General features: G+C 71.5%; 17 protein-coding genes. 5 read left to right on the top strand and 12 right to left on the bottom strand.

The window, feature by feature from the left end; all coding sequences use genetic code 11:
* Together IEY93_RS13270 and IEY93_RS13275 are read left to right on the top strand one after the other, a co-directional pair.
* Window positions 1-749, top strand: a 749-nt coding sequence (locus IEY93_RS13270; RefSeq protein WP_229691100.1) for a carbohydrate ABC transporter permease, incomplete at its 5' end; no start/stop codon positions are given.
* Between the two features lie 53 nt (window positions 750-802).
* Window positions 803-2,284, top strand: a complete 1,482-nt coding sequence (locus IEY93_RS13275) for a glycoside hydrolase family 3 protein (RefSeq protein ID WP_189163330.1) — start codon at window positions 803-805, stop codon at window positions 2,282-2,284.
* A 43-nt stretch (window positions 2,285-2,327) separates the two neighbouring features.
* On the opposite strand, the gene IEY93_RS13280 is transcribed toward IEY93_RS13275, so the two are convergent.
* Together IEY93_RS13280 and IEY93_RS13285 are read right to left on the bottom strand one after the other, a co-directional pair.
* Complete coding sequence (locus tag IEY93_RS13280; protein WP_203968039.1) at window positions 2,328-4,007, bottom strand: PstS family phosphate ABC transporter substrate-binding protein; 1,680 nt, start codon at window positions 4,005-4,007, stop codon at window positions 2,328-2,330.
* Between the two features lie 173 nt (window positions 4,008-4,180).
* Window positions 4,181-5,359 carry an ROK family transcriptional regulator gene (locus IEY93_RS13285; protein ID WP_189163331.1) on the bottom strand — a complete coding sequence of 393 codons (1,179 nt, stop codon included), beginning with the start codon at window positions 5,357-5,359 and terminating at the stop codon, window positions 4,181-4,183.
* Between the two features lie 318 nt (window positions 5,360-5,677).
* Here IEY93_RS13285 and IEY93_RS13290 point away from each other — a divergent pair, with 318 nt between their 5' ends.
* Both IEY93_RS13290 and IEY93_RS13295 read left to right on the top strand, forming a co-directional pair.
* Window positions 5,678-6,127, top strand: coding sequence for an RrF2 family transcriptional regulator (locus IEY93_RS13290; protein ID WP_189163332.1), 450 nt, complete (start codon window positions 5,678-5,680; stop codon window positions 6,125-6,127).
* Window positions 6,128-6,134: 7 nt separating this feature from the next.
* Entirely contained in the window at window positions 6,135-6,926 is a 792-nt protein-coding gene (locus IEY93_RS13295; RefSeq protein WP_189163333.1) for a DNA-formamidopyrimidine glycosylase family protein, read from the top strand.
* 94 nt (window positions 6,927-7,020) lie between these two features.
* Here the strand turns inward: IEY93_RS13295 and IEY93_RS13300 are convergent, their stop codons facing one another.
* The 6 genes from IEY93_RS13300 to IEY93_RS13325 form a co-directional block, all read right to left on the bottom strand.
* Complete coding sequence (locus IEY93_RS13300; protein ID WP_189163334.1) at window positions 7,021-7,386, bottom strand: helix-turn-helix domain-containing protein; 366 nt, start codon at window positions 7,384-7,386, stop codon at window positions 7,021-7,023.
* A gap of 256 nt (window positions 7,387-7,642) precedes the next feature.
* The gene (locus IEY93_RS13305) at window positions 7,643-8,140 is read right to left on the bottom strand and encodes a CinA family protein (RefSeq protein ID WP_189163335.1); all 498 of its coding nucleotides are present in this window, start codon (window positions 8,138-8,140) and stop codon (window positions 7,643-7,645) included.
* Window positions 8,137-8,742 (bottom strand): CDP-diacylglycerol--glycerol-3-phosphate 3-phosphatidyltransferase, encoded by a 606-nt coding sequence (gene pgsA, locus IEY93_RS13310; RefSeq protein ID WP_189163336.1) that lies wholly within the window; start codon window positions 8,740-8,742, stop codon window positions 8,137-8,139. Before pgsA ends, IEY93_RS13305 begins: the two co-directional genes overlap by 4 nt.
* Window positions 8,739-10,148, bottom strand: coding sequence for a 30S ribosomal protein S12 methylthiotransferase RimO (rimO, locus tag IEY93_RS13315; RefSeq protein ID WP_189163337.1), 1,410 nt, complete (start codon window positions 10,146-10,148; stop codon window positions 8,739-8,741). Before rimO ends, pgsA begins: the two co-directional genes overlap by 4 nt.
* Window positions 10,149-10,272: 124 nt before the next feature.
* On the bottom strand, window positions 10,273-11,022 hold the full coding sequence (locus IEY93_RS13320; protein ID WP_189163338.1) for a helix-turn-helix domain-containing protein: 750 nt from the start codon (window positions 11,020-11,022) through the stop codon (window positions 10,273-10,275).
* A 99-nt stretch (window positions 11,023-11,121) separates the two neighbouring features.
* A complete protein-coding gene (locus tag IEY93_RS13325; protein WP_189163339.1) occupies window positions 11,122-13,671 on the bottom strand; it encodes an FtsK/SpoIIIE family DNA translocase in 2,550 nt (849 codons plus the stop codon).
* A 173-nt stretch (window positions 13,672-13,844) separates the two neighbouring features.
* Between IEY93_RS13325 and IEY93_RS13330 the strand changes: the two genes are divergently transcribed.
* Window positions 13,845-15,344, top strand: coding sequence for a sodium:solute symporter family protein (locus IEY93_RS13330; protein WP_189163340.1), 1,500 nt, complete (start codon window positions 13,845-13,847; stop codon window positions 15,342-15,344).
* Window positions 15,345-15,399: 55 nt separating this feature from the next.
* Here the strand turns inward: IEY93_RS13330 and IEY93_RS13335 are convergent, their stop codons facing one another.
* The 4 genes from IEY93_RS13335 to IEY93_RS13350 form a co-directional block, all read right to left on the bottom strand.
* Complete coding sequence (locus IEY93_RS13335) at window positions 15,400-15,585, bottom strand: tautomerase family protein (protein WP_189163341.1); 186 nt, start codon at window positions 15,583-15,585, stop codon at window positions 15,400-15,402.
* A gap of 88 nt (window positions 15,586-15,673) precedes the next feature.
* On the bottom strand, window positions 15,674-16,438 hold the full coding sequence (locus IEY93_RS13340; RefSeq protein ID WP_189163342.1) for an IclR family transcriptional regulator: 765 nt from the start codon (window positions 16,436-16,438) through the stop codon (window positions 15,674-15,676).
* Window positions 16,439-16,504: 66 nt separating this feature from the next.
* Window positions 16,505-17,320, bottom strand: coding sequence for a 5-dehydro-4-deoxy-D-glucuronate isomerase (gene kduI / locus IEY93_RS13345; protein ID WP_229691101.1), 816 nt, complete (start codon window positions 17,318-17,320; stop codon window positions 16,505-16,507).
* A gap of 98 nt (window positions 17,321-17,418) precedes the next feature.
* Window positions 17,419-18,225, bottom strand: coding sequence for an IclR family transcriptional regulator (locus tag IEY93_RS13350; RefSeq protein ID WP_189163344.1), 807 nt, complete (start codon window positions 18,223-18,225; stop codon window positions 17,419-17,421).
* Window positions 18,226-18,240 lie beyond the last annotated feature (15 nt).

Consider the following 18,240-nt stretch of genomic DNA (forward strand, 5'->3'; position numbering starts at 1 on the left):
CCGCGTTCAAACCCAACGACGAGATCTTCACCACGCGGTTCATCCCCTTCCCGCTCGCGCCTACCATGGAACACGTGTCCCGGGTGCTGACCAGGGGCATCGCCGGGCACTCCGTCTGGCGGTACCTTCTCAACAGCGCCGTGGTCGCACTCGGCACCGTGCTCGCCGGCTCGGTCGTCGCGCTGCTGGCGGCGACCGCCGTGGCGCGCTTCCGCTTCCGGTTCCGCACCACCTTCCTGATCCTGCTGCTGATCGTGCAGATGATCCCGGCCGAGGCGCTGCTGATCCCGCTGTTCCTGATGGTCCGGCGGCTCGGCCTGTACGACCAGTTGCTCGGGCTGGTGGTCGTCAACGTGGGGTTCACGCTGCCGTTCGCGATCTGGATGCTGCGGACGTTCGTGGCGGCGGTGCCCAAGGAGCTGGAGGAGGCCGCGGCCATCGACGGCGCGGGGCGCTTGGTCACGTTCTGGCGGGTGCTGTTCCCTCTGGTGGCACCCGGTCTGGTGGCGACGAGCATCTTCTCGTTCATCACCGCCTGGAACGAGTTCGTCTTCGCGCTGACGCTGATCAACGACCAGGGCGGCTACACGATGCCCGTGGCGCTGGGGTTCTTCACCAGTCAGCGCTCGACGGACTGGGGCGGCATCATGGCCGCCTCGACGCTGATGACGATCCCCGTCATCGTGTTCTTCCTGCTGGTGCAGCGGCGCATGGTCTCCGGCCTGGTCGCCGGCGCCGTGAAAGGCTGAGGCCGGCCGCCGCGGCCTGCCCACCTCGTCAAACGAAGGAGTCGAGTACAGCCATGTCTGAGTTCTCCGCGGGCGCGTCCCTGGGCGAGTCACCCGTGGGCGGTGGTGACCGGGGGCTGCGCCGCCTGGCGGCCGGCACGCTCCTGGCCGCCTTCCCCGGGACCGCCGCCCCCGACTGGATCCTCCGCGACCTGGAGAACGGCCTGGGCGGGGTGACGCTCTTCGGCTTCAACGTCGCGGCGGCCGAGCAGCTCGCGGAGCTGACGGCGCGGCTGCACGAGGCGGGCGAACCGGTCATCAGCCTGGACGAGGAGGGCGGGGACGTCACCCGGCTCGCCTACCACGTGGGCAGCCCCTACCCGGGCAACGCCGCTCTCGGCGCGGTGGACGACGTGGAGCTCACCCGCGGCGTGTACCGGTCGATCGGCGGCGACCTCGCGCGCTGCGGGGTCAACCTCGACATGGCGCCGGACGCCGACGTGAACACCGCCGACGACAACCCGGTCATCGGCACCCGCGCGTTCGGCTCCGACGCCGCCCTGGTGGCGCGGCACACCGTGGCCGCCGTGGCCGGACTGCAGGAGGCCGGGGTGGCGGCGTGCGTCAAGCACTTCCCCGGGCACGGCGCCACCCGGCAGGACTCCCACCTGGAGATCCCGGTCGTGGACGTCTCCCGCGAGGTGCTGTGGGAGCGCGAGCTCGTGCCGTTCCGGGCCGCCATCGCGGCCGGCACCAAGTCGATCATGACCGCGCACGTGCGGGTCCCGTACCTGACCGGCGACGCGCCCGCCACGCTCTCGGCGCCGGCGCTGACCGAGCTGCTCAGGGGCGAGCTCGGTTTCACCGGCGTCGTCATCTCCGACGCCCTCGACATGCACGCGATCACCGAGAGCGTCGGGCTGGGCGGCGGCGCCGTGCTCTCGCTGGCGGCCGGCTCCGACCTGCTGTGCCTGGGGCCGCTGCCGACCCGGGAGCAGATCGAGGGCATCAAGGACGAGATCGTCGCGGCCGTGCGCGACGGCCGGCTGCCGCTCGCCCGCCTGGAGGAGGCCGCGGAGCGCGTGGCCCGGCTGCGCGGCTGGTTCGGCGCGCCGCGCGAGGAGCCCAGAGACGGCAACGTGATCGGCCTGACCGCCGCGCGCCGGGCGGTACGGCTGTCGGGTACGGCCGGCCCGCTGGTCGAGCCGTTCGTCGTCGAGGTGGACACCCCGCCGACGATCGCGGTCGGCGACGTCCCGTGGGGTTTCGCGCCCTGGCTGCCGGACGCCGAGATCGCCCGGGTGAAGCCCGAGGCCGCCGACCCGGCCGGCCTGCTCGAACGTGCCCGCGGCCGGTCGCTGGTCATCGTGGTCAAGGACGCCCATCGGCACCGCGTGAGCCAGGAGTTCGTCTCGGCGCTGCTGGCCGGGCGGGCGGACGCGATCGTGGTCGAGATGGGGCTGCCCATCTGGCGCCCTTCGGCGGCGGGCTATATCGCCACGTACGGGGCGGCCCGCGCGAACGCCCAGGCCGCGGCCGAACTGCTGACCGCCTAGCCTCCTTCCGGGGGCGCCGTCTGGCCCGCGCCCCCGGAAGGAGTCAGCGCAGGTCGCAGAGCCGGCGGGTGACCGGCGAGGCCGCGCAGGGCTCGAAGCCCGCCGCGCTGATCCGGGCCTGGGCCCGCACGTGGGCACGGACGAACGAAAGGAAGGACGCCTTCAGCGAACCCGGCGCCGGCGCGCCCTTGTAGTAGAGGTACTCGGCGGTCCAGAAGGGGTACCCCTCGCCGGGCTTGCCGGCCGTCGAGGGGGCGAAGGCCTGGCCGTCCAGGGTCAGCGCGGTGACGTCGCCCGTACCACGGGCCTCGTTGAGCGACAGTTCGTCGGCGTAGCCGATCGCCCCGTCGACCGTGCTGATGATCCGGACGATCTCGGCGTTGTCCTCGCGCTCGCAGCGGATGACCGGCGCGGCCGGGTAGCGGTCCTTGGTCAGGCAGGAGCCGGACGACAGCAGGCCCTCGCCGGTGCCCGGCCCGAGCACCTCGTGCTCGAACAGCAGCCGCGTGCCCGAGCTCTCCCCTCGCCCGACGATGCGGATCGGCAGTGCGGCCGTACCGGCGCCGGGGACCTGCTTCCAGTCGGTGTAGGTGCCGTCGTAGATCTTTTGCAGGTCGGCGCGCCGCAGTGAGGTCAGCCCGACGCGGCCGTTCACGACCACGTGGTACACCACTATGGCGATCTTGTCCGACCGGAGCAGGCCCTTGTCGTCGCCGCGCCCGTCCGAGACGACGATCAGCCCGGACGCGGCCGCCGGGTCGGCGTTGATCAGGTTGCGCACGCCTTTCACCGAGCCGGTGGCCTCGGTGGTGATCCGCGCGTCGTCCCCGCACGCCGCGTGGTACTCGGCCACGACGGCCTCGATGGCCGGCATGAACGCGCTGGAGCCCTCGATGCGCAACTCCCCGGACGCGCACGCGACGGTGCCGTCCGCCGGCCGGGAGACCAGGCCGAGCACCAGCACGATGGTGAGCAGCCCGGCGAGCATGCCGCTCACCCGGGGGAGGGTGATCGCGCGCGCCCGGCCCTCGTCCTTGATCAGGCCGGTGTCGCGCATCTTGCCGGTGATCCGGACCGTCTTGGTGATCTCCCCCTCGGTGAGGTCGGGCTCGCGCAGGACGACGACGAGCTTGGCCTTCTGGCCCCGCTTCAGTGACAGCCCGTCGAGGCGCACCCCGTGCCAGCCCGGCTCCGCCACCTGCTGCTGGCCCGGCTGCGGGACGACCAGGCCGGTCACGCGCTCCTTGAGCCACTGCCGCACCGTGCTGAGGTTGTCCCGCGCGGGCTGGCCGTTGTCCTCGGTGCGGAAGAAGCGCATGCCGGCCCTGAGCTCCTTGCGCAGCTCAGGGGTGCTCGCCTCGGAGATCCTGGCGTTCCACACCAGGCGCTCGCCGAAGACGAAGGTCAGCGGGTGCTCGAAGTCGTCCGGCTCGATGTCGTAGCTGCCGCCGTTGCGGATGCGGACCACGACCATGCTCATGCGGTCGAGGAGCCGGGCCACCTGACGCAGTTGCGGCGGGACCGGGTCGGCGCCGTCTCCCAGGGTCTCCGGCCCGATGCCGATCTTGGAGTTGTACAGGATCCGGTAGACCACGCGCTTGCGGCGGACCAGCAGGCGATCGACGAAGGGGGCGGCCACGAGCAGGACGATCGACAACAGCACCGGGCCCGTGCCGCCGAGGAAGGCGACCACGCGTGCCAGCCCGTCGAGTACGGCGGCCACCGACCCCCTCCTCCCCCAACAAACCGGTTCAATTCTCCCGAGGCGTCGGCGGGATCGGCCGGACGTGGGTGATCAGTTCACCGGGAATTCAACCGGCGGACACCGAGGGGAGGGCCGGCCGGCCACAGAGGATAGGGGCGGCCCGCGGGAGGCGTCCGCCCCCATCGGCACCGTCAGGAGACGAAGATCTCCTCGCGGGCCTGGTCGAGGGCGGCCAGGACGGCGCCCCGCAGCACCGGGCGGCCCTTCACCTCACCGGCCACCACCTCGGGCCTGATCGGGCAGATGCGCGCCACGGCCTCCTCGACGCGGTGGCTCAGCGCCGCACCGCCGGCCCGGCCGATCTCGCCGTTGAGCACGACGAGGGTCGGGTCGAGCACGACGCACACCGAGGCGACCCCGAGGGCCAGCCGGCGGGCCAGTTCGGAAAGGAACGGCGCACCGGAGTCCCCCGCCTCGACGGCGGCGCGCACGGAGTCGGCCGCCGACCCGCCCGCGAAGCCGTGCGGGCCGGCCAGCTCGGTCACGGCCTCCGCGCTGATCAGGGTCTGCAGACCGCCGGCCAGCGCCGGCATCCGGCCGGGGACGGCCTTGACGTCCTGGGCCAGCGGCACGCCGGGAACCGGCAGGTAGCCGATCTCGCCGGCGCTGCCGGAGCGGCCGCGGTGCAACCGGCCGCCGAGCATCACGGCCAGGCCGACGCCGCGCTCGACCCACAGCAGCACGAAGTCGTCCACCCCCTTGGCGGCGCCTTCGGCCCGTTCGGCGATCGCGGCGAGGTTCACGTCGTTCTCGATGGAGACCGGACGCCGCAGGTCACGGGCCAGAGCCTCGTGGCTGCCCTCGTGCCAGCCGGGCAGGTCGAAGGAGAAGCGCACGTCGCCGGTGCGCGGGTCGACCACGCCCGGGGTGCCGATCACGATGGCCCGCAGGCGGGAGAGGGCGACCTTGCCCGAGCGGCAGGCCTTCACCACGGCGTTGTGAACGAGCGCGACGGGATCATCGTGACCATTGGTGGAAAGGCTGACCTCGGCCACGATTTCGCCATTGATATCGGCGATGGAGGTGGTCACGCTTTCCGGGCCGACGTCCAGGCCGGCGACATACGCCGACGAGGGAATCACCCCGTAAAGGGCGGCATTGGGCCCCCGGTTCCCGGCCTGCTCGCCGACCACCTCGACCAGGCCGCGCTCCTCCAGCCGGGCCAGGGTCTGGGAGGCGGTGACCTTCGACAGACCGGTCATCTCACCGATCTGGCCCCTGGTCAGCGGGCCGGAGGCGAGCAGCAGCTCCAGCGCGGCCCGGTCGTTGATCTCCCGTAGCAACCTGGGCACGCCAGGACGTCGCTCCATCTGAGGCTTTCTTTGTCGTCGGTCCCCGTTGGCCCCGTCACAAAACACGCGCGCGCGTGACACAACCAGTGCTTCAGTAAATCTTCCTGCCAGTTTAGCGGCAGGTCCCGGCGGCGAAAGGCCGCCCTCCCACAGCGCCTGTGGGCCGCATCTTTCTCGATCGATTCACGAGGACCCCTCACGTCCACCCGGCTCCGCCTGCCCCCGGGTCCGGCGAGCCCGTCCCGGATCGCCGGCGAGGCCGGATTCGAAGATCGTCTTATCCTCCAGGGCCCCGCCGCGCGTAACTGGGGTTAAGCAGGCGGGATAATCGACAACATGCGTCTTTCCGCCCGTGTCGACTACGCCCTTCGCGCCGCCGCCGAACTCGCCGCCGCCGGCAGCGGCCCCACCACCGTGGGCGAGCTGGCCAAGGAACAGGAAATGCCCCCGAAGTACCTGGAGAACATCCTGCTGCAGATGCGCAGGGCGGGGCTGGTCCGCGGCCAGCGGGGGCCGGAAGGCGGGTACGTCCTCGCCCGCCCCGCGAGCGAGATCTCCCTGGCCGACGTGATCCGCGCCGTGGACGGCCCGCTGGCCAACGTCCGGGGCGAGCGACCCGAGCACGTCGGCTATCGCGGGGCCGCCCGCTCGCTCCAGCAGGTGTGGATCGCCCTGCGCGCGAGCGAGCGCGCCATCCTGGAAGAGGTCACCCTCGACCAGATCGCCGCCGACACCCTGCCCGAGCGGGTGATGGAGCTCGCCGCCGACCCCGCCGCCTGGGACTGACCCCGCCATGCCCGAGGGGGACGCCGTCTACCGGGCCGGGGCCAGGCTGCGCGCCGCCCTCGACGGGCGCGTGCTCACCCGCTCGGACTTCCGGGTCCCCCGGCACGCGACGGCCGACCTGACCGGCCGCGCCGTCCTCACCACGGCCACCCGGGGCAAGCACCTGCTGACCCGGGTGGAGGGCGGGCTCACCGTCCACACCCACCTGCGCATGGACGGAAGCTGGCGCGTCGAACGGGCGGGCGCGCCGCTGAGGGCCGGGCACCTGATCCGGTTGATCCTCGCCAACGAGCGATGGCAGGCCGCCGGGATCAGGCTGGGCGTGGTGGACCTGCTGCGCACCGAACAGGAGGACCGGGTGGTCGGCCACCTGGGACCCGACCTGCTCGACCCGCACTGGGATGACGCGATGGCGGCGCGGGCGGCGGCCGGCATCGCGGCCCGGCCCGGGACGACCATCGGGGAGGCGCTGCTCGACCAGCGCAACGTGGCGGGCATCGGCACGATCTGGCGGGCCGAAACGCTGTTTCTCTCCGGGGTCTCGCCCTTCCGGCCGGCCGGAGAGGTGGAAGACCTGAAGGGGCTGATGTGGCTGGCCCACCGGCTGATGGACGCGGGAAAGGAAGAATCGGGCGGTCCGGTCACCACAGGGGACAGGCGCCCCGGACGGCGCATGTGGGCGTACGGCCGGGCCGGGCGGCCCTGCCTGCGGTGCGGCGCCACGATGATCGGCGGTGAACTCGGGGCGCGACCGTACGAAAGGGTGATCTTCTACTGCCCCGCATGCCAGCCCCGCTAGGCGGCGCGGTCAGCGGACAGCGCGGTGAACACCGGCCATCACACGACGGCGTGATGACGGCCTGACGACAAGTGCCGAACGCGGAGGCCGTGAGCTACGCGGCGACCATGTCCTTGACTTCGGGGAAACCGTCGAACTCGGGACCGGAGATCGTGCTGGACACGGTCTCGGCCATGGGCAGGCGCTCGTGCTCGGGCGCATCTGCCAGCACGGGTGCATGCTGAAGCTCGGCCAGCGCGAACTGGTCGGAGACCTCACGGAGCACCTGTGACAGCGGCACGCCCAGGGCGCCGCAGATCGAGGCGAGCAGCTCCGACGACGCCTCCTTCTGGCCACGCTCAACCTCGGACAGGTAGCCAAGGGAGACACGTGCCAGCGTGGAGACCTCACGCAGGGTGCGCGCCTGCCGCACCCGCAGCCGCCGCAGTACGTCACCGAGCAGCTGACGCAGCAGGACCATCTGTCGCTCCCTCCCAGGCGCGGGGCTCGTCTTCACGACGCTCCGCGCGGTCGGTTCGTATCGCCCGTTCTTCGGGTGCCCTTCGTACATACTCCTCGCCGTCATCTTTGGTTCGCTCGGCCCCTTCGCCGGGCGTACGCCGGACCTGCTCCTCACCGATGGGTCACGAACCTCACTCACAGCTCCACCGTACCTGCATAGGCCAATGGGGCGGCAGACCGTGGGGAGCATGTTCGCTGGTGACGTAACGCGGTAATCATCCCGATTGTTCCCCCACTTGTGCCTCCAGCACACCTCGTAGGAGCTCCAAACCCATAGTCACGGTACTTTTCCGGATGTGTTCCCGCGATCCACTCAAAAGAACATCGCGGTGCCATATCTCAGAGTCGGGGCCCGCGACCGCGATGTGCACGGTGCCTACGGGCTTGCCGTCCTGCGGATCGGGACCCGCGACCCCGGTCACGGCCAGCCCGAACGTCGAGCCGGTCACCCGCCGCACCCCGGCCGCCATGGCGGCGGCGACCTCCGGGTGCACGGCGCCCTCGCGGTCGAGCAGGCCCTCGGGGACGCCGAGCAGCCGGGCCTTCAGATCGGTGGCGTACACGATCACCCCGCCGCGGAACGCGGCGGACGCCCCGGCCGGCCCGGTGAGGGTCGCGCCGATCAGCCCGGCGGTCAGCGACTCGGCCACCGCCACGGTGGCCCCGCGGCGCACCAGCAGGGCCAGCACTTCGGCGGCGGCGTCCCCGCTCATCCCCCGCGCGCCTTCTCGGCCACCTTGCGCAGCCGCACGGCGCGGATGACGTAGTCGGCCCCGGTGACCACGGTCACGGCCAGCGCGAGCCCGATCAGAATCCACCGGAGCGGCTGGGGCACCCCGGGCAGGATGTACAGCGCGATCGCCGCGATCTGCAGCACGGTCTTGACCTTGCCGCCATAGCTCGCCGGGATCACGCCGTGCCGGATCACCGCCATGCGCAGAGCCGTGACGCCGAGCTCACGGCCGAGGATCACTCCGGTCACCCACCAGGACAGCTCGCCCAGCCAGGACAGGGTGACCAGCGCCGCGCCGATCAGCGCCTTGTCGGCGATCGGGTCGGCGATCTTGCCGAAGTCGGTGACCAGCCCGTACCGCCGGGCCAGCCACCCGTCGAGCTGGTCGGTCAGCGAGGCCAGCAGGAACACGGCCAGCGCGGCCGTCCGCCAGCCCGAACCGTCGATCAGCATGCATACGACGAAGAACGGGACGACCACCAGCCGGAGGACGGTGAGCACGTTGGCGATGTTCCACGGGCTGACCGGCCCGACGACCGGCGTGGTCATCGCGCCCGTCCCGGTCTCCGGCGGGTTCGTCATGGCCCGGCCTTGATGCGGGCGATCAGATCGACCCCCTCGGCATCGACGACGGTCGCGCGGACGATCTGGCCGGGTAGCAGGCCGATGCCCTGGACGGTCACCGAGCCGTCCACCTCCGGCCCCTGGTGGGCGGCGCGCCCTTCGTACCCGCCGTCGCCGAGGTCCTCCTCGATGAGCACTTCGATCTCGGTGCCGATGCGGTCTTCGGCGCGCTGGGCGGTGAGCTCCTCGGCCAGCTCGCTGAGGATGGCCACCCGCTCGTCGATGACGTCCTGGTCGAGCTTGCCGCCGAGCCGGGCCGCCTCGGTGCCCTCCTCGTCGGAGTAGCCGAACACGCCGATGACGTCGAGCCGGGCCCGCTCCAGGAAGCCGGTCAGCTCCGCGAACTCCGCCTCGGTCTCGCCGGGGAAGCCGACGATGAAGTTGGACCGCACGCCGGCCTCCGGCGCCTGCTCGCGGATGGCCGAGAGCAGGTCCAGAAAGCGCGCGGGGTCGCCGAAGCGGCGCATGCGGCGCAGCACCGGCCCGCTGGCGTGCTGGAAGGACAGGTCGTAGTACGGCGCGACACCCTCGGTGCCCGCGATGACCTCCAGCAGCCCCGGGCGCAGCTCGGCGGGCTGGAGGTAGCTCACCCGCACCCGCTCGACGCCCTCGGTGGCCGCCAGCGCCGGGAGGAGCTTCTCCAGGGCCCGCAGGTCGCCGAGGTCCTTGCCGTAGGAGGTGGAGTTCTCGCTGACGAGCACGAGCTCCTTGACGCCCTGCCCGGCGAGCCAGGCCGCCTCGGCCAGGATCTCCTCGGGCCGGCGGGAGACGTAGGCGCCGCGGAAGGCGGGGATGGCGCAGAAGGTGCACCGCCGGTCGCACCCGGAGGCGAGCTTGAGCGAGGCCACCGGGCCACCGGACAGCCGCTTGCGCAGCGCGCGCGGGCCGCTGGCCGGGCCGACGCCCTCGGGCAGCTCGCCGTGCCCCGGAACGTGGGCGTGCCCGCCCGCGGACCGCTCGACCGGGCTGATCGGCAGCAGCGTGCGCCGGTCGCGGGGGCTGTGCGGCACCAGGGGCCGGTCGGCCAGCACGTCGTCCAGGCGGGCGCCGATGTCGGTGTAGTCGTCGAAGGAGATGACGGCGGCCGCCTCGGGCAGCGCCTCGGCCAGCTCTTTGCCGTACCGCTCGGCCATGCAGCCGGCGGCGACCACCTTGGCCCCGGAGTCGGCCGCGGCGAGCAGCGTGTCGATGGAGTCCTTCTTCGCCGAGTCGATGAAGCCGCAGGTGTTGACGACGACGACGTCGGGGTCGGCGTCGTCGAGCCGCCAACCGGCAGCCTCCATGCGCGCGGCGAGCTCCTCGGAGTCGACCTCGTTGCGCGCGCAACCCAGTGTGATCAGCGATGCGGTTCGGCGGGAAGACATGATGGGCTCTACGGTATCGGGAGTTGGCCACCACGTGACGCACTCCCCCCTTACTTCCCCGCCCGGCCCTCCCGGGCGGCGCCCCGGGCCCGGCCCGGGGCGCACTCTCCCGCGGCGCGTGCCGTCACTTCGAACGGGCCTCCTCCGGCCCGAACGACATGCGCATGAGCTGTCCGACTTTGCCGGGAACACCACGGTGCCTGCCGTTGACCTCCAGGTCCACGCCCCCGGCGTTGCCGACGGTGAGCTTGAGTTGCTTGCGGGCCTTCCAGGTGGAGTCGTCCCCCTTGCGCATCGTGCCGCGGTACAGCGCCTTGCCCTTGTCGTCGGCGACCTCCACCCAGGCGGGTTTGTTCGCCTTGATCCGCAGGGTGACCAGGTCGCTCGCCGGCTTGGCGGCGGCCTTGGGGTGACCGGAGGCCGTGGTGGTGGCCGCGGGTCGCGGCAGGCCGGGGTTGGCTTTCAGCTCCGGGCCGGTGGCGACGTTCTCGCCCGGCCTGCTCATCACCCGGGCGACCCCGAAGACGGCGACGATCGCCAGGGCGATGGCCATCGCGGTGGACCAGTTCGGGCTGCGGCGCTCCCGCAGCTTGATCGGGCTCTCGGCCTGGAAGACCGCCGCGGCGCGGACCGGGGCGGGGGCGCCGCCGTGCTCGTCGTCGTATTGGTGCACGATGGCGTCGGGATCGAGCCCGAGCGTCTTGGCGATGTTGCGGACGTGACCTCTGGCGTAGAAGTCGCCTCCGCAGAGCGAGAAGTCGTCCCGCTCGATGGCGTAGATGACCGTCTCTCTTATCCGCGTGCGGCCGCTCAGCTGAGCGACCGTCATTCCCGCCGCGTCCCGTGCCGCGGCCAGCGTCACTCCGATGCTCATAGCTCCCCCTCGCCGTGCACCTGAGCTACGCGCCCGTAATCCGACGATGCGTAGCCATTCACATTCAACCAGTAACCGAGGGGATCGGTCGCGGAGGGGTCACTGTCCCCGCAAGTCGGCGAGCAGACCGGGTAGTTCGTCGGGTTTGACGAGCACCTCGCGGGCCTTGGAGCCCTCGCTCGGCCCGACGACGTTCCTGCTCTCGAGCAGGTCCATCAGGCGGCCCGCCTTGGCGAAGCCCACGCGCAGCTTGCGCTGGAGCATGGAGGTGGAGCCGAACTGGGTGGTGACGATCAGCTCCGCCGCCTGGACCAGCAGGTCGAGGTCGTCGCCGATCTCCTCGTCGATCTCGCGCTTGGCGGTCGCGACGGCGGCCACGTCGTCGCGGTACTCCACCTGCATCTGCGCCTTGCAGTGCGCGACGATCTCGTTGATCTCCTTCTCGGAGAGGAAGGCGTTCTGCAGGCGCATGGGCTTGCTGGCGCCCATCGGCAGGAACAGCGCGTCGCCCTGGCCGACGAGCTTCTCGGCGCCCGGCTGGTCGAGGATGACCCGGGAGTCGGCGAGCGAGGAGGTGGCGAACGCCAGCCGGGAGGGCACGTTGGCCTTGATCAGGCCGGTGACGACGTCCACCGAGGGACGCTGGGTGGCGATGACCAGGTGGATGCCGGCGGCGCGGGCGAGCTGGGTGATGCGGACGATGGAGTCCTCGACGTCGCGCGGTGCGACCATCATCAGGTCGGCGAGCTCGTCGATGATCACCAGCAGGTAGGGGTAGGGCTGGTAGACCCGCTCGCTGCCGGGCGGGGGCACGAGCTTGCCGGCCCGCACGGCCTTGTTGAACTCGTCGACATGCCGGAAGCCACTCGCGGCCAGGTCGTCGTAGCGGCGGTCCATCTCGCCGACCACCCATTCGAGGGCCTCTGCGGCCTTCTTCGGGTTGGTGATGATCGGCGTGATCAGGTGGGGGATGCCCTCGTAGGTGTTCAGCTCGACCCGCTTGGGGTCGACCAGCACCATGCGCACCTCGTCGGGCGTGGCGCGCATGAGCACCGAGGAGATCAGCCCGTTGACGCAGACCGACTTGCCCGCGCCGGTGGCGCCAGCGATGAGCAGGTGGGGCATCTTGGCGAGGTTGGCCACTATCGTGCGGCCCTCGACGTCCTTGCCCAGCCCGACGATCATCGGATGGTGGTCGGCCTGGGCGACCTGCGAGCGCAGCACGTCACCGAGGCTGACCAGGTCTTTGTCGGTGTTGGGGATCTCGACGCCGATCGCCGACTTGCCGGGGATCGGGGACAGGATGCGCACGTCCGCCGACTTGACGGCGTAGGCGATGTTCTTGGTGAGCGCGGTGACCTTCTCGACCTTGACCGCCGGCCCGAGCTCGATCTCGTAGCGGGTGACCGTCGGCCCGCGGGTGAACCCGATGACCTGGGCGTCGATGGAGAACTGCTCGAGCACGCTGGTGAGCGCGTTGACCACGGTGGTGTTGGCCTTGGTCTGCGGCTTGGGCGCGGTGCCGGCCCGCAGGAGCTGCAGGTCGGGCAGGGCGTACGGGCCGGCCTGCGGCGACAGGACCAGTTGCTCGACCTTGCGCGGGGGCGGGGTGGGCTGCGGCGGCTCGGGCAGGCGCGGCGGCTCGGGCGGCTCCTCGTCCACCAGTCCGGGGACGATCTCGGGTGAGTGGTCGGCCGCCTTGCCGGGCGCGTCGGCGATGACCGGGGTGTCGTACGGCTTGAGGTGCTCGCCGAGCTCGGCCTCCTCCCCGTCGCCCTTGGCGCCCTTGGCGCCGGCGGGCCGCGCCCGGGGCTTGCGCGGAGCGCGGGAACGCTCGCCGGCGGCCGGCCGCGCGCTCTCGCCCTGCTGGAAGAGCATGTGCCTGATCTCGGCCAGGCGTTCGGGCACCCGGTGCACCGGTGTCGCGGTGATCACCAGGACGCCGAACCCGGACAGCATGAGCAGCAGCGGGATCGTGATGAACGCCGGGAGGATGCTGGCCGGCGGCGCGGAGACGATGAAGCCGACCATGCCCCCCGCGGCCGACACCTTGTCCATGCCGTCGGTCGCGGCCGGGCCCGAGGGGTAGGGCACGGCGTTGGCGACGTGGATGATGCCGAGCAGCCCGGCCAGCAGAGCGGTCCAGCCGATCATCATGCGGCCGGTGTCGGCGTTCTGGTCGGGGTGGCGCAGCAGGCGCCAGGCCACCAGTGCCAGCAGGATGGGCACCGACCAGGCAAGGGAGCCGACTGCGCCGCGCAGCACGGCGTCGACGACGGTGGCGACCGTCCCCTTGGCCTGCCGCCAGGTCATGGCGGCCAGGACGATCGCGCCGCCCAGCACGGCGAGGCCGAGGCCGTCGCGGCGGTGGGCGGGGTCGAGTTCACGGGCCTGCTGCCCGAAGGCACGCGCGGCGGTGCCGATGGCGCCCGCGAGCAGCAGCCACACGCCGATGAACAGCCTGCCGATGGCCAGGAAGACCCAGCCGATCGGATCGGGCTGCTGGGCCGCCGGGCGGCGGGCGGCCGGGCGGGAGCCCCCGCGCGCGGGAGTCCGCGCGCCGCCGGGCCGCCGGGCGGCGGACGGGCGTGACGAGGTGGACCGCTTCGCCGACCCCTTCGGGCTGCCTTTCGACGTACGGGTGGCCATGGTACCGAGGGTACGCATGGGATGCCGGCGGCGGCGGGAGGCGCGCCGAAACCTCGCCGATCGTCATGATCCGTGGCGCTTCCTACGGTTTGAACATCGGCATCGTTCCATACATTGACATCATGTTCCATGTAATGGAACCTCCAGCCAACAGGACGTTGGAGGGAGAAGTGATGTCCGCACTCGACTGGACCGTGCTGGGCGCCTACTTCGCCGTGATGATCGCCATCGGCGTGTGGTCGAAGAACCGCATCAGGACCGTCATCGACTACTTCACGGCCGGAGGGAAGATCCCCTGGTGGCTGTCGGGGATCTCGCACCACATGTCGGGCTACAGCGCCGTCATGTTCGTCGCCTTCGCCGCCGTGGCCTACGACTACGGCCTCACCGTCTACGTCTGGTGGGCGATGACGATCGGCATCGGCGTGGGCATCGGCGCCTTCTTGTTCGCCGCCCGGTGGAACCGGCTGCGGTCCAAGCACGGGGTGGTCTCGCCGCTGGAGTACCTCACCCGCCGCTACAATCTGCCCACCCAGCAGGTGATGGCCTACAGCGGCGCCCTGCTGAAGGTCGTCGACATCGCCGCCAAGTGGGTCGCCATCGCGGTGCTGCTCAAGGGCTTCGCCGGCATCCCCATCCAGTACGGCATCGCCATCACCGGCGCGGTCACCGTGGTCTACGTGACGGTCGGCGGCCTGTGGGCCGACGTGCTCACCGACTTCGGGCAGTTCGTCATCCAGGCGGTGGCCGGCGTCGCGATGTTCGCCGCCGTCCTCGGCCACCTCGGCGGCGTCTCGGCCCTGTGGACCATGTGGGGCGACCTGCCCGAGGGCCACGGCGACCCGCTCACCGGGCCCTACACCACGACGTACTTCTTCGCGTTCCTGCTGATCAAGACGTTCGAGTACAACGGCGGCATGTGGAACCTGGCGCAGCGCTACATGGGCGCGCCCTCCGGCTCCCAGGCCAAGCGGGCCGCGCTGCTGTCGAGCGCCCTGTGGCTGATCTGGCCACTGGTCCTGTTCATCCCGATGTTCGCCGCGCCGCTCATCGTCCCGGGCCTTGCCAACTCCGACCAGTCCTACGTACGGCTCGCGCAGGAGCTGCTGCCCACCGGCCTCATCGGCCTGGTCCTCGCCGGGTTCTTCTCGCACACCATGGCGATGGTCTCCTCGGACGCCAACGTGATCTCCGCGGTGATCACCCGCGACATCCTGCCGGTGTTCGTCCGCCGGGTGCGCGACCTCTCGCCCGCGAGTGCCCTGCGGCTCGCCCGCGCGACCACGTTCGTCTTCGTGGCGGTCAGCATGGCCATCGCGATCACCACCCAGGGCCAGGGCGTGGTGCTGAAGATCGTCGTGGACATCGTGGCGGCCACCATGGGCCCGATCTCCATCCCGCTGATGCTCGGCCTGCTCCCCTGGTTCCGGCGCAGCGGCCCCACGGCGGCCATCGTCTCCTGGGCGGCGGGCCTCGGGGTGTGGGCGGTGGTGAAGTGGGTGGTCGCCTCGGCCGACCAGACACTGGTCGTGGCCGCGCCGCTGGTGACGTCGCTGGTCCTCTACGTCCTCATCGGCCTGCTGCGCCCCGAGCGCACCCCCGCCCGCGACGCGCTGGTCGACTCGCTGGACACCGAAGCAGGGAGCGGTACGCCCGAGCGCGTCGGGACGTAGGGCCAGGAGGAACGACGGCGGGCGGGGGAGGTAGCCTCCCCCGCCCGCACAGGCGCTACTTGTCCGACTCCAGAGTGCCGCCGTTGGCGACGTCGGACTTCTCGATCTCGGTGAACACGATGCGCACCGCCTCGCGCCGTGCCTTCAGGATGTCCACGGCCGCGTCGGTCACCGCCGCCACGAACTCACGGCGCTGGTCCATCGTGCGACCCGACAGCAGTTCCACAGTGATGTTCGGCATGACGCCCTCCGGTTCCGTGTGTTGCACTACATGAAATCAGATTCCGTTACACGCACCAAAGGACCGGCCGCTCGCCCATCCCGTCCCGTCAGCGGGCGGGAGTGACCGCCGGAGCGCCCAGCGCCTGGGAGACCTCGCGCGCGGCCGCGGTGACCGCCGGGGCAAGCTCCTCCAGCCGGGCACGGTCCATGTCCATGGCGAGGGTGGAGATGGAGATGCCGCCCAGCACCCGCCCGGTGTGGTCGAAGACGGGCGCCCCGACGCAGCGGACGCCCGGCTCGTTCTCCTCGTCGTCCACGGCGTACCCCCGGGCGCGCACGCTCTCCAGGTGCACGAGCAGCTCCTCCACGCCGGTCAGGGTCGCCGGGGTGAGCCGGGCCAGCCCGGTGCGCGCGGCGACGCCCCTGACCTCCTCCTCGCCCAGCTCGGCCAGGATCGCCTTGCCGATGGCCGTGCTGTGCAGGCGCAGGCTCATGCCCACGCGCGAGGGCATCTGGTAGGGCCTGCGCCCTTCCAGCTTGTCCACGTAGACCGCCTCGTCGCCGCTGCGGATGGCGAAGTGCGTGGTGTACCCGGTGTGCTCGTGCAGGGCGCGCAGCGACGCCGACGCCTGCCTGGAGGGATCGAACCTGGTCATGACCCGCCCGGCCAGGGTGAGGATGCGCGGCCCCGGCTCGTAGCCGCCGGCGCCGTCGGCCCGCGCGAAGCCCCATTCGACGAGTGACTGCAGAATGCGGTGGACGGTCGACTTGGAGACGCCGGTCGCCGCGGCGATGTCGGTGACGCGGTGGTGCTCGGCGATCGCCTCGAGCACCGCCAGCGCCTTGTCGATGGAGCTGCCTTCCCTGACCACGCACCGAGCCTACTAACAGCCATCGGACGGCACGTTCCATCCGCCGCTCACCGGGCCGGCCGCCCATCACCGCATCTCCTCGATGGCGACCTGCTCGACGTCGTCGTACGCCTGGTTCTCACCGCCCATCGCCCAGACGAAGGCGTAGTTGCGGGTGCCGAAGCCGCAGTGCACCGACCAGGGCGGCGAGATGACGGCCTGCCGGTCGGCGACCATCAGGTTGCGGGTCTCGTCCGGCCTGCCCATCAGGTGGACGACCCGTGCGTCCTGCGCCAGGTCGAAGTAGAGGTAGACCTCCGTGCGCCGCTCGTGCGTGTGGCACGGCATGGTGTTCCACATGCTGCCGGGCGCCAGGACGGTGACGCCGAGGACGAGCTGGCAGCTCTGGATGCCCTTGGCGTGGATGTACTTGTAGATCGTGCGGTCGTTGGAGCCCTCCTGGGAGCCGAGCCGCACCGGCTCGGCGTCCTCCAGGGTCGCCCGCACCGTGGGGTGCGCGGCGTGGGCGGAGGTGGACACCAGGTAGAACACCCCACCGCTGAACGACACCTCGCGCGCGCCCATGCCGACGTACAGGCACTCCCTGGCGGCGAGCGGGTGCTCGGCGCCGTCGACGGTGACGGTGCCGGGGCCGCCGACGTTGACCACGCCGAGCTCGCGGCGCTCCAGGAAGTACTCCGCGCGGAGCTGCTCGGGGCACGGAAGGCGCAGCGGCGCCTCACCGGGCACCGCTCCCCCGATCACCATGCGGTCTTCCAGGGAGTACACCAGCCGCACCTCGCCGGGGACGAACAGGTCCTCGGCGAGGAAGCGGTCTCTGAGCCGGTCGGTCGTCATGCCCGGCACCTGGTCCGGTGCCGTCGCGTACCGTACCTCCACCACGCCTCCTCTTTCGCTACATGGAATGACATATCGCTGTACAGAACGCATCTGGACGTGCGAGGCGGCCGCGTCTTGCGGGTCGGCCGGTTCAGCAGGTGTCAGTACGTGCGGCGGACGCCGCGGGCGGCCACCTCGATGCGGTCGCGCGCCTCCAGCAGGCACGCGGCGATCTCGCGGTCGCGGCCCGCCGTCAGCCGCGGCACCGGGACCGAGACGCTCACCGCGTCGCGCGGCGGGTAGGCGATGTCGAGCGCCACGCCGAAGCAGCGCAGGCCCTCGGTGTTCTCCTCGCGGTCGACGGCGTACCCCCGCTTGCGGATGCGCCGCAGGTCGGCCATGAGCTGGGCCTGGTCGGTGATGGTGTTCCTGGTGAGCCGGGGCAGCTCGGCCGGGAGCATGCGCGCCACCTCGGCGTCGTCCCTGGTGGCGAGGATGGCCTTGCCGAGCGAGGTGGTGCTGGCGGGCAGCCGCCTGCCGACCCTGGCGAAGGGCCGCAGGTAGTGGCGGGACGCCCGCGTGGCGAGGTAGACCACGTCGAAGTGGTCCAGCCGCGCCATGTGGACGGTCTCGCCCGTGACCTCGGCGAGCCAGTCGAGCGCCTCGCGCGCGATCTGGACCACCGGGTCGCCGTCGATGTAGGTGGCGCCCACCAGCAGCGCCCGCATGCCGATGCGGTAGAGCGTGCCGGTGACATCGGTCTCGATCCACCCCAGCCCGACCAGCGTGCGCAGCAGGGCGTGCAGGCTGCTCTTGGGGTAGCCGAGCTTGCCCTGCAGGTCGGAGAGGCTGTGCAGGCCTGGATACTGCGCGAAGAAGTCGAGCAGCTCGACGGTCCGCACGGCGGACTTGACGTGCGGCACGGCGGGTCCATCCGGCTGCGGCACGCCGATCTCCTGCTGCGTCATTCGCGTCCTCCCTGC

The organism is Sphaerisporangium melleum (assembly GCF_014646695.1).
GTDB lineage: Bacteria > Actinomycetota > Actinomycetes > Streptosporangiales > Streptosporangiaceae > Sphaerisporangium > Sphaerisporangium melleum.

Coding starts and splice junctions, on each gene's coding strand:
- IEY93_RS13275 (WP_189163330.1), top strand. CDS start 803: ATGTCTGAGTTCTCCGCGGGCGCGTCCCTGGGCGAGTCACCCGTGGGC.
- IEY93_RS13295 (WP_189163333.1), top strand. CDS start 6,135: ATGCCCGAGGGGGACGCCGTCTACCGGGCCGGGGCCAGGCTGCGCGCC.
- IEY93_RS13300 (WP_189163334.1), bottom strand. CDS start 7,386: ATGGTCCTGCTGCGTCAGCTGCTCGGTGACGTACTGCGGCGGCTGCGG.
- IEY93_RS13330 (WP_189163340.1), top strand. CDS start 13,845: ATGTCCGCACTCGACTGGACCGTGCTGGGCGCCTACTTCGCCGTGATG.
- rimO (WP_189163337.1), bottom strand. CDS start 10,148: ATGTCTTCCCGCCGAACCGCATCGCTGATCACACTGGGTTGCGCGCGC.
- IEY93_RS13290 (WP_189163332.1), top strand. CDS start 5,678: ATGCGTCTTTCCGCCCGTGTCGACTACGCCCTTCGCGCCGCCGCCGAA.
- IEY93_RS13285 (WP_189163331.1), bottom strand. CDS start 5,359: ATGGAGCGACGTCCTGGCGTGCCCAGGTTGCTACGGGAGATCAACGAC.
- pgsA (WP_189163336.1), bottom strand. CDS start 8,742: ATGACGAACCCGCCGGAGACCGGGACGGGCGCGATGACCACGCCGGTC.
- IEY93_RS13325 (WP_189163339.1), bottom strand. CDS start 13,671: ATGGCCACCCGTACGTCGAAAGGCAGCCCGAAGGGGTCGGCGAAGCGG.
- IEY93_RS13320 (WP_189163338.1), bottom strand. CDS start 11,022: ATGAGCATCGGAGTGACGCTGGCCGCGGCACGGGACGCGGCGGGAATG.
- IEY93_RS13305 (WP_189163335.1), bottom strand. CDS start 8,140: ATGAGCGGGGACGCCGCCGCCGAAGTGCTGGCCCTGCTGGTGCGCCGC.
- IEY93_RS13335 (WP_189163341.1), bottom strand. CDS start 15,585: ATGCCGAACATCACTGTGGAACTGCTGTCGGGTCGCACGATGGACCAG.
- IEY93_RS13350 (WP_189163344.1), bottom strand. CDS start 18,225: ATGACGCAGCAGGAGATCGGCGTGCCGCAGCCGGATGGACCCGCCGTG.